At 31.5% G+C, this 14,567-nt stretch carries 11 protein-coding genes and 1 pseudogene; 8 read left to right on the top strand and 4 right to left on the bottom strand.

The window, feature by feature from the left end:
* Nucleotides 1-181: 181 nt before the first annotated feature.
* Both CD150_RS06610 and CD150_RS06605 read right to left on the bottom strand, forming a co-directional pair.
* Complete coding sequence (locus CD150_RS06610; RefSeq protein WP_073342151.1) at nucleotides 182-1,012, bottom strand: aldo/keto reductase; 831 nt, start codon at nucleotides 1,010-1,012, stop codon at nucleotides 182-184.
* A 266-nt stretch (nucleotides 1,013-1,278) separates the two neighbouring features.
* Nucleotides 1,279-2,883, bottom strand: a complete 1,605-nt coding sequence (locus tag CD150_RS06605; RefSeq protein WP_046208300.1) for an ABC-F family ATP-binding cassette domain-containing protein — start codon at nucleotides 2,881-2,883, stop codon at nucleotides 1,279-1,281.
* Nucleotides 2,884-3,026: 143 nt separating this feature from the next.
* On the opposite strand from CD150_RS06605, the gene CD150_RS06600 reads away from it, so the two are divergent.
* The 6 genes from CD150_RS06600 (at nucleotide 3,027) to phoU (ending at nucleotide 8,877) form a co-directional block, all read left to right on the top strand.
* Complete coding sequence (locus CD150_RS06600; RefSeq protein ID WP_073342157.1) at nucleotides 3,027-3,926, top strand: CvfB family protein; 900 nt, start codon at nucleotides 3,027-3,029, stop codon at nucleotides 3,924-3,926.
* Between the two features lie 327 nt (nucleotides 3,927-4,253).
* Complete coding sequence (locus CD150_RS06595) at nucleotides 4,254-5,213, top strand: PstS family phosphate ABC transporter substrate-binding protein (RefSeq protein ID WP_073342160.1); 960 nt, start codon at nucleotides 4,254-4,256, stop codon at nucleotides 5,211-5,213.
* A gap of 199 nt (nucleotides 5,214-5,412) precedes the next feature.
* Nucleotides 5,413-6,342 (top strand): phosphate ABC transporter permease subunit PstC, encoded by a 930-nt coding sequence (gene pstC / locus CD150_RS06590; RefSeq protein ID WP_046208303.1) that lies wholly within the window; start codon nucleotides 5,413-5,415, stop codon nucleotides 6,340-6,342.
* A gap of 1 nt (nucleotide 6,343) precedes the next feature.
* A complete protein-coding gene (gene pstA, locus CD150_RS06585; RefSeq protein WP_019468772.1) occupies nucleotides 6,344-7,255 on the top strand; it encodes a phosphate ABC transporter permease PstA in 912 nt (303 codons plus the stop codon).
* Between the two features lie 92 nt (nucleotides 7,256-7,347).
* Nucleotides 7,348-8,229 carry a phosphate ABC transporter ATP-binding protein PstB gene (gene pstB / locus CD150_RS06580; RefSeq protein ID WP_046208304.1) on the top strand — a complete coding sequence of 294 codons (882 nt, stop codon included), beginning with the start codon at nucleotides 7,348-7,350 and terminating at the stop codon, nucleotides 8,227-8,229.
* A gap of 3 nt (nucleotides 8,230-8,232) precedes the next feature.
* Nucleotides 8,233-8,877 (top strand): phosphate signaling complex protein PhoU, encoded by a 645-nt coding sequence (gene phoU / locus CD150_RS06575; RefSeq protein WP_046208305.1) that lies wholly within the window; start codon nucleotides 8,233-8,235, stop codon nucleotides 8,875-8,877.
* A 111-nt stretch (nucleotides 8,878-8,988) separates the two neighbouring features.
* Here phoU and pepF read toward each other — a convergent pair whose 3' ends face one another.
* Nucleotides 8,989-10,800, bottom strand: coding sequence for an oligoendopeptidase F (pepF, locus tag CD150_RS06570; RefSeq protein ID WP_073342163.1), 1,812 nt, complete (start codon nucleotides 10,798-10,800; stop codon nucleotides 8,989-8,991).
* A gap of 265 nt (nucleotides 10,801-11,065) precedes the next feature.
* Here pepF and CD150_RS06565 point away from each other — a divergent pair, with 265 nt between their 5' ends.
* Entirely contained in the window at nucleotides 11,066-11,416 is a 351-nt protein-coding gene (locus CD150_RS06565) for a hypothetical protein (protein WP_073342165.1), read from the top strand.
* 181 nt (nucleotides 11,417-11,597) lie between these two features.
* Nucleotides 11,598-12,353, top strand: coding sequence for a MerR family transcriptional regulator (locus tag CD150_RS06560; RefSeq protein ID WP_103161443.1), 756 nt, complete (start codon nucleotides 11,598-11,600; stop codon nucleotides 12,351-12,353).
* A gap of 926 nt (nucleotides 12,354-13,279) precedes the next feature.
* On the opposite strand, the pseudogene CD150_RS06555 reads toward CD150_RS06560, so the two are convergent.
* Nucleotides 13,280-14,475: pseudogene (locus CD150_RS06555) on the bottom strand (class I SAM-dependent methyltransferase).
* Nucleotides 14,476-14,567: the final 92 nt, after the last annotated feature.

Genomic DNA, 14,567 nt, shown 5'->3' with positions numbered 1-14,567 from the left:
AATTTTTGTTTATGAATCATATTATACATATGCTTATATGTACTGTAAACCGCTTTTACAAAGTTTTTTAAATTTACTGAAAAATTAAACGTTTTTATAAACGTTTTGCTAATTAAGTGTAATTTATATACTTTTAAAAAGAACTAAAATATTAAACTTTTAAAATTTATGAGCTTTCTCTTTAAAATTCTTCATATATGGCTGGATCTTGGTCTTTACGTCTACCATCTACACGTGTTAATGCGTTGATTTTCTCAATGTCATTATTATCAAGGGAAAAGTCAAAAATATCAATATTTTGTAATTGTCTTGATACTGTCGTAGATTTCGGAATAGGTACAACACCATTTTGAACATGCCATTTTAATATAACTTGAGGAATAGTTTTATTATGTTTTGTGGCAATTTCCACAAGGTTTTCATCATTTATAACACTAGAAGCACGACCTAATGGACTCCAAGCTTGAGTAACAATTCCTTTAGAAGTATTGTACTGAACCAATGCTTCTTGATTGAAGTATGGATGTAACTCAATTTGGTTCACAACTGGCAAAACGCCAGTTTCTTGTTGTAGTGTATCGATATGTTCTGGTAAAAAGTTACATACACCAATTGATTTTATTAAGCCAGCTTTTTGTGCTGCAATCATTGCTCGCCAAGCTTCAACATACTTTCCTTGTTTGGGATTAGGCCAGTGAATTAAATATAAATCAAGATAATCTACACCTAGACGATAAATTGATTCCTGAATTGCAGTCAGTGCATCGTCGTAAGTTTGATAACGACCAGGTAATTTTGAAGTAATCATAATTTGTTCGCGTGAAACTCCACTCATCTCGATTGCTTTACCTACAGTACCTTCATTCTCATAATTATAGGCAGTATCTAACAAACGATAACCTTGTTCTAAGGCATTCACAATCGCATGTGTGCCATGCGCGCCATTTAACTTATATGTACCAAAACCAATTTGAGGAATTACTTGTCCATCTAACATATTTAACTGTTTCATTTGCATACCTCCATAACGAAATATGTATTTGATTATATTATGCTTAACCATTTATGCCTAATATTTAGACTCGTAGGGAGGAAGTTACTATAAACAAAAAAGCTAAGATATGTTAATATCTCAGCTTTTAACGTATGATTTCAATCATTGATAATATTTTGCATTTATTTTTAATAACGCGATTTATAATCTGAATTTTTGAAATATACAATACGTATCATCAATTCAATATGATACTTTATATATCGCTTTGTATTTTTAAAGGGTTATTTACTTAATACACCAGTTTCTTGTAAATAAGCTTCATAAGATATTTCTTTTGATAAACCACCAGTAGGGTTTAAGTCAATTACTCGGTTTGCAATTGTATTGATAAATTCAAAGTCATAAGATGTGAAAATCATAGAACCTTTGAAATTTTTCAAACCATCATTTACTGCAGTAATACTTTCTAAGTCTAAGTGGTTTGTTGGTTCATCTAGCAATAGAACATTTGCGCTAGATAACATCATTTTACTTAACATACAGCGTACTTTCTCTCCACCAGATAAAACACTAGCTTTTTTCTTAACTTCTTCGCCACTAAATAACATACGACCTAAGAAACCTCTTAAGAATGTTTCAGTTTGTTCATCTTCAGGTGCATATTGACGTAACCAATCAACTAAATTCATATCTACACCTTCAAAGTAGTCAGAGTTATCTTTAGGGAAGTAACTGCGAGAAGTTGTGACACCCCATTTTACTGATCCTTCGTCTGGATCCATTTCACCTGCAAGTATTTTAAGTAAAGTAGTTTTCGCAATTTCACTGTCTCCAATTAAAACCGCTTTATCATTAGGGTTCATTGTGAATGAAATATTGTCTAACACTTTATTACCATCAATCGTTTTTGATACATTTTCCACAAATAGCAAGTCATTACCAATTTCACGTTCTGGCGTGAATTTTACGTATGGATAACGGCGTGAAGAAGGTTGAATATCGTCTAATTCAATTTTTTCTAGTTGTTTTTTACGACTTGTTGCTTGTTTAGATTTAGATGCATTTGCAGAGAAACGAGCAACGAAATCTTGCAACTCTTTAATTTTTTCTTCTTTTTTCTTATTTTGCTCTTGTGCCATTTTCATTGCTAATTGACTTGATTGATACCAGAAATCATAGTTACCAACATAAACTTTTATTTTTCCATAATCTAAGTCTGCAATATGTGTACATACATTATTTAAAAAGTGTCGGTCATGTGATACCACAATTACTGTATTTTCAAAGTTAATTAAGAAATCTTCTAACCAGCTTATCGCAGGTATATCTAAACCGTTGGTCGGTTCATCAAGTAGAAGTACATCGGGCTTGCCGAATAAACTTTGAGCTAATAATACTTTTACTTTTTGATTATTTTCTAATTCAGCCATTTTTTTATCTTGTAAATCAGCAGATATACCCAATCCAGATAATAAAGAACCTGCATCTGCTTCGGCATTCCAACCGTCCATTTCAGCAAATTCGCCTTCTAATTCTGCAGCTCTGATTCCATCTTCATCACTGAAATCTGGTTTCATATAAATCTCATCTTTTTCTTTCATTACTTCATATAAACGTTCATGACCTTTAATCACAACATCTATCACACGTTCATCTTCATAAGCAAAGTGATCCTGTTTTAAGATTGCTAAACGTTCATCTTTTCCCATAGATACATGACCTGATTGTGCATCCAACTCACCAGATAAAATCTTTAAAAATGTTGATTTCCCAGCACCGTTGGCTCCAATCAAACCATAACAATTTCCTTCTGTAAATTTAATATTTACATCCTCGAATAATTTACGATCACCAAACCGTAAACTTACATCAGTAACTTGTAACATGCATTTGCTCCTTTACGTTAATCTACCGGACAAATTATAACACACTTAAGAGGGAGTTTCGACCATTCATAATGAGGTGATGCTTGTTTCTTTATAGCATGTTATAATAGTTAAGAATAAATTTAAGTACGAAGGAGAACAGTATGGCCCAAGAAGAGAAAAATATTGTAGGTTCCATTGAATTTCTTGAAGTCGTTGGATTAGAAGGATCTACTTACAAGTTACAAGGACCAAACGGAGAAGAAGTTAAACTCAATCAATCAGAAGTTAATGAAGAAGACGAGTTAACGATAGGCGAGGAATATAGTTTCTTCATTTATCCTAATAGATCAGGTGCATTGTTTGCGACACAAAACATGCCAGACATTACTACTAGCAAATATGATTTTGTGAAAGTATTAAAAACCGACCGAGATGGTGCACATGTCGATGTAGGTCTTCCAAGAGAAGTTTTAATTCCATGGATAGATTTACCAAAAGTCAAAGATGTATGGCCGACACAAGGTGATGAATTATTAGTTACTTTGCGTATTGATAGTGAGAATAACATGTATGCTCGACTAGCAACTGAGACAATTGTTGATTCGATGTACACGCCAGTACACGATGATACATTACAAAATAAAGTTATTGAAGCAAGACCATACAGAGTTTTAAGAGTCGGAAGCTTTATGCTATCCAAAGATGGCCATAAAATATTCGTACATGAATCTGAACGTAAATCTGAACCTCGTTTAGGTGAAAAACTAGAAGTTCGTATCATCGGACATAATGAAAATGGGGAGCTTAACGGTTCATTTTTACCATTTGCACATGAAAGACTTGACGAAGATGGTCAACATATTTTTAATTTACTCGTAGAATATGATGGTGAGCTTCCATTTTGGGATAAATCAAGTCCTGAAGCGATTAAAGAAGTATTCAATATGAGTAAGGGTGCATTTAAGCGCGCAATTGGCCATTTATATAAAAATAAAATTATAACTATTGAAACTGGTAAAATTGCATTAACTAATAAAGGTTGGAGTAGAGTCGAAGACTAGTTTCTTCTATATAAAATAGTGTTTAGATACTTATAAATTTATCCTGTACTACATAAATCATTGTGTAGTACAGGATTTTTTTGTTTTTATATTACAAATCAAACGTGTTTTGTAATATTTATATTTTTACAAATACCGTCATATCAGCATTTCTTAAAACACTGCATTCATAGAATCTCTTATTGTGAATTTTGTAAATGAGGTCAATAAATACTTAACAAAAGATTTACATTATCTATATTTGTATTTAATAAAAGGTGTGTAGTATAGGAACTGTAAGAAATACATATAACTTTTGGGTTATTCACTTATTAGGAGGATGTTTCAATGAAAAAATGGCAATTATTTGGTACTACTGTAATCGGCGCTTCACTTTTATTAGGAGCTTGTGGCGGTGGAAATAGCGATTCTGGTAAAGGAAGTGGAGAAGTTAAAGGTGATGGTTCATCTACTGTAGGTCCAATCATTGAAAAATTAAATGAAAAATTCGCAAAAGATAATTCAGATGTAACTGTATCTAATGGTACAGCTGGAACTGGTGGCGGTTTTGAAAAATTCATTTCAGGCAGCACTGATTTCTCAAATGCATCTAGACCTATAAAAGACGAAGAAAAGAAAAAATTAGATGATAAAGGTATTAAATATGATGAGTTTAAAATTGCTCAAGATGGTGTGACAATTACTGTAAATAAAGATAACGACTTTGTAGATGAACTTACTAAAGAACAATTAAATGAAATCTACTCAGGCAAAGCAAAAACATGGAAAGACGTTAATTCAAAATGGCCAGACAAAGAAATCAAAGCATTTTCTCCTGACCAATCTCACGGTACTTACGATTTCTTCTCTGAAGAAATTATGGACAAAAAAGATATTAAAGCAGAGAAAAATGCTGATACAAATACAATTGTTCAGTCAGTAGAGAAAAATAAAGATAGTGTCGGCTATTTTGGTTATAACTTCTATAAACAAAATAAAGACAAGCTAAAAGAAGTTAAAATCAAAGATGAAAATGGTAAATTAACTGAACCAACTAAGAAAACAATTCAAGATGGTTCTTACGCATTAAGTAGACCACTTTATATCTACACTAACGAGAAAAAATTAAAAGATAATGAAGGATTCCAAGACTTCATGAAATTTGTCATGAAGGATAAAGGAAAATCAGCTGAAGACGCAGGATTTGTTGCCTTACCTGAAAAAGATTACACTGAACAACAAAGCAAATTAAAAGACATCATTGGTAAAGATAGCGACAAAAAAGACAGCAAAAAAGAAGATAAATAAACATAATAGCAATTTTAAAGTTGGGATTCAGGAAGTAGATAGACAAATAGCATGATTAAGTTATCTATCTACTTCCAAGTTCAATTTATCTAGCGTTTAACAATATAGTGAAAATCGCTATGTTGCTAAACACTAGATGATGAACAATCCCGACTTTTATTTTAAATATTGGGAGTCTATAAGAAAGAAGGGTATTTACATGGCTAATCAGAATACTTCTGTTAGTGAAATGATTGCTAAAAACAATGCTAAGAAAAAAGGTATTAGCGATAAAATTGTACCGATCATTCTGGGAATCATTGCAATTTGCTCAATATTAGCAACAGTAGGGATAATCGTTACATTATTAACAGAGACCATTACATTTTTTACACGTGTTCCAATTACTGAGTTTTTATTCTCTAAAGATTGGAATCCATTCTCATCAACACCACAATATGGCATTTGGGCATTGATCTTAGGTACGCTTAAAATAACAGTTATTGCAACAATTGTTGCTGTTCCTTTAGGATTAGGCGCTGCTTTATATTTAAGTGAATATGCTTCTACAAGAGTGAGAAAAATAATAAAACCGATTTTAGAAATATTATCTGGGATACCAACAATTGTTTTCGGCTTTTTCGCTTTAACATTTGTTACCCCTGTACTCCGTGCAATATTTCCTGAACTAGGTAGTTTCAATTCAATTAGTCCAGGTATTGTCGTAGGCGTTATGATTATTCCACTAATTTCGAGCATGAGTGAAGACGCGATGTCATCTGTGCCAAATAAAATGCGTGAGGGTGCACTTGGTTTAGGCGCAACAAAATTTGAAGTTGCCACAAAAGTGATATTACCAGCTGCTACTTCAGGTATTATGGCATCTATCGTATTAGCTGTCTCACGTGCAATCGGGGAAACGATGATTGTATCACTTGCAGCAGGTAGTACTCCAAGTTCTTCATTAGATTTAACCGGATCTATCCAAACGATGACTGGATATATTGTACAAGTTGCAACAGGAGATGCGACATTTGGCTCTGATATCTATTACAGTATCTATGCTGTTGGTTTCACACTATTCTTATTCACACTTGTGATGAATTTAATTTCACAATGGATTACGAAACGCTTTAGAGAGGAGTATTAATATGGCAGAGACAAATACTAAAGCGCTTGTTAATCAACAAAAAGTTGAGAAAAAACTTTCCAGTAGGTTAGCAACAAATAAATTCAATAAATGGGCATTTTTCACATGTACTTTAGTAGCCTTACTTTTTTTAGCTGCTTTAATTATAGATACACTCATTAAAGGTGCAGGGCATTTAACACCGTCGTTCTTCACCAATTTCTCATCTTCTACGCCTTCAATGGCCGGTGTGAAAGGCGGTTTAATCGGTACAATTTGGTTAATGATTACTATTATTCCAATTTCAATTATATTGGGTGTAGGTACAGCAATTTATTTAGAAGAATATGCTAAAGATAATGCATTAACAAGTTTTATTAAAGTTAGTATTTCAAACTTAGCTGGTGTGCCTTCAGTCGTTTTTGGTTTACTTGGCCTCACTATTTTTGTAAGAGGTATGGGTATAGAAGCGCTTGCTTTAAGTAACTCTGTACTTGCTGCGGCTTTAACTATGTCGTTACTTATCTTACCAGTCATTATCGTTGCGAGCCAAGAAGCCATCAGATCGGTGCCAAGCTCTGTTAGAGAAGCTTCATATGGCTTAGGCGGAAACAAATGGCAAACGATTCGCCGTGTTGTATTACCAGCAGCGATTCCTGGTATATTAACAGGCTTCATTCTAGCATTATCTCGTGCATTAGGTGAAACTGCACCACTCATACTCATTGGTATACCAACCGTATTATTAAGTTTACCATCAAGTGTTTTCGACCAATTCCAAGCGTTGCCAATGTCGATTTACAATTGGGCAAAACTACCACAAGATGAATTCCAAAATGTTGCGTCGGCCGGTATCATTGTCTTGCTAGTGATTTTACTGCTAATGAACGCAATCGCAATATTCTTAAGAAACAAATACAGTAAAAAATATTAATGTTATTTCAAAATCAAATTTAATTAAGCGGTTATTTTGGGGAAAATTATAACTTTATAGTTTATAACATAATCGCAAAAGGAGTTTTAATTATGACTAAAGATACAATTAAAGAAGAAAAATCAAAAATCGCAGAACATACAAATCAAGATTCTGCACCAATTGCTTCGATTGATAGAGAAACAAATAAAAATGACAATAAAATTCCTGATAGTGAGAAAAAAATAGTCTATTCTACAAAAAATTTAGATTTATGGTATGGCGATAATCATGCTTTAAAAAACATCAATCTAGATATTTTAGAAAATAATGTCACTGCAATCATAGGACCATCAGGTTGTGGTAAATCTACTTATATTAAAACATTAAATAGAATGGTAGAACTTGTGCCATCTGTTAAAACAGCAGGTAAAATCATTTACCGTGATCAGAATATTTTTGATGAAAAATATTCTGTTGAAAAATTAAGAACAAATGTCGGAATGGTTTTCCAACAACCGAACCCATTCCCAAAATCTATATATGATAACATCACTTACGGACCTAAAATACATGGTATTAAAAATAAAAAGATTCTTGACGAAATTGTCGAAAAATCTTTACGTGGCGCTGCAATATGGGATGAGTTAAAAGACCGCTTAGATACAAATGCATATAGCTTATCAGGTGGTCAACAACAACGTGTTTGTATCGCACGTACATTAGCAATTGAACCAGATGTTATTTTAATGGATGAACCAACATCTGCGTTGGATCCAATTTCAACATTGAAAGTAGAAGAACTCGTACAAGAGTTAAAAGAAAAATATTCAATTATTATTGTTACACATAATATGCAACAAGCTGCGCGTGTTTCTGATAAAACAGCATTTTTCCTTAACGGTTATGTAAATGAATACGACGACACTGATAAAATCTTCTCTAATCCTTCAGACAAACAAACAGAAGATTATATCTCTGGTCGCTTCGGTTAATATATGGTTATTAGAGAAAAATATGAAGGCCAATTAGACGAATTAATGAAAGATTTACGTCGACTTGGCCTTCACGTATATTATAATATTGAATATGCATTAAGATCGTTAAGTGAAGAGGATAGAAATTATGCGCGGCAAACAATTGCGAACGATAAGGATATTAATGCCTTAGAAACAGAAATAAATGAAAAAGTGATTATGTTAATCACTAAACAACAGCCTATTGCTACTGATTTAAGATTAATGATGGCTGCACTAAAAATCGCTTCTGATTTCGAAAGAATAGGTGATAATGCCGCAAATATTGCCGAAATTAGATTACGCGCTAAAATCACCGATGAATACGTGCTTACAAGATTGAATACTATGGGTAAACTCGCATTATTAATGTTAAAAGATTTAGATGATGCAGTAAAAAGAGATGATGTCACTTTAATTAAGGAAATTATCGAACGTGACGAAGATATAGATGATTTATATAAAAATATCGTTAACACAACTTATTTAATAGATAACGATCCTTTTGTTGCAGGACAAGCACATTTAGCAGCTAGACATTTAGAACGTATTGGTGACCACATTAGCAATGTTGCAGAAAGCATTTTTTACTTTGTCACAGGTGAACGTTACGAATCATATGATTAAATATAAAGCACGATGTCGAATATTAGCTACATCCAGTTGGAAACCGGATTTGCTTATTTTATCGGCATCGTGCTTTATATTTATGATAGATCTTTGTTTATATTATAGTTATTAACCTTCAGCCTCTATTTCATCTGTAAGTTGTTCTAACTCATCTACCAAGTTACCTATATATGCAATTGTCGCTTTTAGTGGTTGATCCGTGCTAATATCAATACCAGCTAATTGAGCTAATTCGGCAGGTGATTGGCTACCTCCTGCTTTCAATGTAGTAAACCAATCATTTACCGCAGGTTGTCCCTCTTGTTGAATACGTTGTGACATTACCGTACCAATTGTTAAACCAGCAGAATACGTATACGAATATAATCCCATATAATAATGTGGTTGTCTCATCCATGTAAGTTCTGCACCTTTTGTAAATTTAACACTTTCTCCAAAAAATTGAGAATAAACATCCAACATAATTCGATTCAATAACGGTGCAGTCAATGATTCACCATCATCAACTTTTTTATATACCTCACGTTGATACGCTGCTTCTAGTAAGTGCGTTACCATATTGTGATAATAAGTTCTAGAAACGATAGAACCAATTACCCAGCGCTTAAATTGAGCATCACTACTGTTTTTGAATAAATAATTTGCCATTAGCATCTCATTCATTGTCGATGGTGCTTCTACAAAATACATGGACGGTTCTGATTCTAAATAATTTTGATGACTTTGTGCTAAGGTAAAATGACCAGCATGACCTAATTCATGTGCTAAAACAAAGGTTTCAGTCATTTTTCCAGTCCAAGAAATAAATATATATGAATGTGTAGCATATGGACTTGCACAATACGCACCAGTATCTTTACCTTTATTTTGAGCAAAATCTATCCATCTATCTTGATAGGCCGTTTCAACCATATTTAAATAATCTTTACCTAAAACATTTAATGCACCATAAATATACTTTTTAGAATCCTCAATAGAGATATCGGGTTCGTAATTAGGATCTATAGATATTTTTAAATCTTCAAAATGCATGACTTCTAAGCCATGAACACGTTTAATCAATTTTGCATATTTTTGCATAATAGGTGCTAAATCACTCATAATAACATCAATTTGGCGATCAAACATATCTCGATTAATTTCTTGATCTTGTAGTAGGTAATCTATTACAGAATCATAGCCGCGTAGATCTGCTTCAATTTTTTCTTGTTGTACTTGCATATTATATGTCGCAGCAGTTGTATGTTGATACTTATTTAATGCATCGCTAAATTTTTTGAAACTAATTCTTCTAAATGCTTCTTCTGGATGATCTTCATATTCATTTTCAAAAGTAGCATAATCTAAAGGGTATGTTTTACCTTTATATTCAAATGAGTCAAAATCTATATCTAACATCTTCGTGATACCATATAATTCAAAAGGGCGTTCAAACACTGATGATAAACTTGCTAATGTTTTTTCAACTTCAGGATTAAGTTGATAAGGTTTGCGTGCCTTTAATTTTTCCAAAAAATGTGGGTATTCAGATGTTGAGATAAAACGCTTGAACGTTTCATCTGAAAGTGCCAATATTTCTGACTCAACAAATGATAATTCACTCGCAATTTTTCCAAACGTATTTGAAAATTTAGCACTTAATGTTTGTGCTTGTTCATTTGTTGTATCAACACTTAATCTCAACTCTGCATAATTTGCCATTTTATCTAATTCAATCAGGATATCAGAATATATAGCCAATGCCTTTTCAATTATAGTAGAATTGTCCAATTGATGAACATAGTTTTCATTAAATGTTTTAGCAGCAGCTGTTGTTTTTTCTAAAGTTTGATAAAATGCTTCATCGGAAGAAAACAGAGCTGAAATGTCCCAAGTTATTTCATCAGAAACTTCATTTCTAAGTGGTAAAGTATCCGCCATTTAATCACTCCTAGTTATGTATATTAAATTCAATTTTAATTATACATGAAATCACCTTGTAAGATACAATTGTGCGTTTATATGCTAAATTCGCATTAAAAAAATAAACTAACTACTTGAACAAAATAAACGTTAATTGACGTAATTAATGCAATATTTTAATATATTATTATACGACTCAAGATGGATATGATATATAATTTCGTTTAGTATAATAATATTGTTATAATGACAAATATGTCGATTTTTATAAGGAGCGCTATAAATGACTATTTTTGATTTACCCAATTTTTTATGGATTACAGTGGTAGCTGTTATAATAGTTACATTATTCTGTACACTTGTTTTAAATAAATGGTTTACAGCAGCTATTTTAACATTTGTAATTTTAGCTATTGCTGCATTCTTAATACCTAATTTCGAAAATATTACTTACGAGCCATTATTAGGTTTTGCTGCATTTATGGCGGTATTAAGTTTAATCATGAGCTTTTTAATTTGGTATTTCACACGTGACTTTAGACGTAAACGTCGAGAAAAAAAGGCGCTTAAAGAAATGCGAAAACGTGGTATCTCACCTGAAGACGAAGCACATGAGTTTAAAAGAAGAAAATAATTATTTAAATGTAACATAGAAAATTAATCCCATAATAATTGCGTCAACTAATATGGTTAAAAGTCCCAGACATATTTTGTCTCAGGGACTTTTTTTATACTACTATAAATTATGTAAAAAGTTATTATTGACCCTAACGTTCCGTTAAAGATTATAGTTATTATATAAGGAGGTAAATTAAATGCAAATGACAGTTAAACAGATTGCAGATTTAGTAGGTATCAGTGTGCGTACGTTACATTATTATGATGAAATTCATTTATTAAATCCTACCAAACTGTCTAAATCAGGGTATCGGCTATATTCAGAAGCAGACTTAGATAAACTTCAACAAATATTATTTTTTAGAGAGCTAGATTTTCCTCTTAAAAAAATTAAATCAATCATTGCTAGCCCATCCTTTGATAGACAAGAAGCATTAAAAATGCATAAACAATTGCTTATAAATCGAAAAAATCGAACCGATCAAATGATTCAAACAATCGATCAAACGTTACGCTATATGAGGGGAGAAATAACTATGACAAATGAAGAAAAATTCAAGGGTTTTAATTTTGACAATTTACCCAAAAGCTATGATGAAGAAGCACGTAAAAAGTGGGGCGATACTAGCGTTACGAAAGCAAACGAGCATATCAACTCATGGTCAGATAAAGAAAAAGATGTAAAAACAAAAGAAATGAATGATATCTTTTCAACTTTTGCCAATTTAAAAAGTCAATCGCCAGAATCTGCTGAAGTCCAATCAAATGTGCAAAAATGGTATGATTATCTAAATTCAAACATAAATTTTGATTACACACTAGACATCTTTGAACGTTTAGGTCATATGTATGTTGAAGACGAACGATTCAAAGTAAATATAGATAAATTTGGAGCTGGCACCGCTCAATTCATTAAAGACTCAATTGAAGTTTATGTAAAGAACAATCAATAATCATATACGCCTTTATTAAATCAAAAAAATTACGATTTGATAAAGGCATATATTTTATATGACATTATCTGTTAATTACGTTAAATAACTACGTCAAAATCAACAATAATAAATTATAGATTTACAGCAAATATTTAACATACAAACTAAATTACTGCCTTTAAAAATACATGGCACTTTGATATTTATAGGCATGAATACAATACTAATATAGATAACTCATAATCTAATTTAAACAGCAACTAAAATATAAATTAATGCAAAATAGGTGCCCTATATCAAAATATCCATAACTTCCTATAATATATATTATGTAAACTAAAATGTTAACTGAAATATGTATGCCGATTTTCGTCTTATTTAAAAGATATTTATCACTTACTTTATTAAAGTCCAAGTATTACTTAATCTAGGTTTGATAAATCATCAAAAACTTTACGTTTAAAATGAATTGAAAACATACATTAACAACAATTTCAATTTAAATATGTCTGTGTTAGTCATCATCACTATTTGTATTTAGTTTCATTCATTTGCTTTTAATTTTTCAACAGCAATGCTCTATATATAATCTTACTGTAGAGATCTAAATACCGATAACAAATTATTGTTCGCTCATTTGCAACAATGTCTATATTGATACACAAAAACGAAGTTCAACGTTCAAAAATCAACTTCTCAGCGTTTCAAAATGATATAGCTTTATTAAAATAATTACAATTTTTAAAAATATAAGCGAGAATGCTATCAAACATTACTCGCAATAATCTTTAACTGTATGGTTTTTAATTAAACCTATAATATTTATAGTTTACATAACATAAATAAAGTAAACTATAAATGCCAATTACTTTAAGTACTATATAAATATAAATGGTGTTAAAACAGAAAATTAAGTTTCAACACCATTTATCAAAATTTTTGTATTAATTATCACAGTATAAATAATCTCTTGTCATTGGAAGTTCATTATTAACACCTTTTGTGATTAAAAATTGATGCAAATCGGAAACACCACATGTAAAGTTTGCCGCACATGCATTTAAATACAAACGCCACATTCTTATAAATCGCTCATCAAATTGTTCGCGTACTTTATCTATATTTGCTTCAAAATTTTCTGCCCAGTTACGTAAAGTTAAAGTGTAATGCCTTCTTAAGCTTTCTACATCTACAATTTTCAAGTTATTCTGTGACATATTGTCAACTAATGCTCTTATTGAAGGAATTGCACCTCCGGGGAAAATATATTTAGTGAGAAAGTCGTTACCTTCTACTTCAACAAGTCCAGTAATACAATGTAACAATGCCACACCGCCATCGTTCAATAACTTATGTGTATTTTCCATGAATATAGGAATATGATCATGCCCAACATGTTCTAACATGCCTACACTTACAATTCGATCAAAAGTTCTTTTTTCATTAATAAGTTCTCTATAATCCATTAACTTCACATCTACCTGGCCGATCAAACCTTCAGCCTTTATGCGTTCTTTTGTTTTGATATATTGTTCTTCACTTAATGTAATACCTAATGTTTGAACATTATATTGTTTTGCAGCTTCAATAATAAGATGTCCCATCCAGATCCAATATCCAACAGGCTCTGCCCTGACTGTAAATTTAACTTTTTTAATATATGGTTAATCTTGTTAACTTGAGCGGTATATAACGAATCTGCTTTCGTTTTAAAATATGCACATGAATAATTCATCGTTTTATCTAACCATAAGCGATAAAAATCATTGCCTAAATCATAGTGAAATGAAGCATTTTCTTTAGCATTTTTTTTAGTGTTTTTATATTTTTTTCGAGAATGCACATGCTTTTGCTTAGGTTTATTTATAAAACTTCTTTGTTGTGAAAAAATGGATTCCATAATATATTCTAAATCTCCATCGACTTCAATATCTTTATCCATATAGCCTTCAGCTAATGCAATCATGGGATTTGTTTTTAGCAGTTTTTTATTTAACGGTTTGTTAAAAATTAAATGGAATTTAGCAACTCCATCGTTATAATTTACCACTGAACCATCCCAAAACGTTACACTAAACGGATCAGTAGCTAAATTTTTTAGTATCTTTTTATAAATTGATTTTTGAATCGAAATACCCATTAATCAAACACTCCCTAACGTAAAATGAATATTTATTTTAAAACCCTATATCTTATACATTGGACCTAAATATTGATTAAATCAAACAAAAC

The sequence above is a fragment of the Staphylococcus ureilyticus genome, assembly GCF_002902235.1.
Taxonomy (GTDB): domain Bacteria; phylum Bacillota; class Bacilli; order Staphylococcales; family Staphylococcaceae; genus Staphylococcus; species Staphylococcus ureilyticus.
Note: the sequence above shows the minus strand (reverse complement) of the source record. Positions and strands in the feature narration are given on the sequence as shown.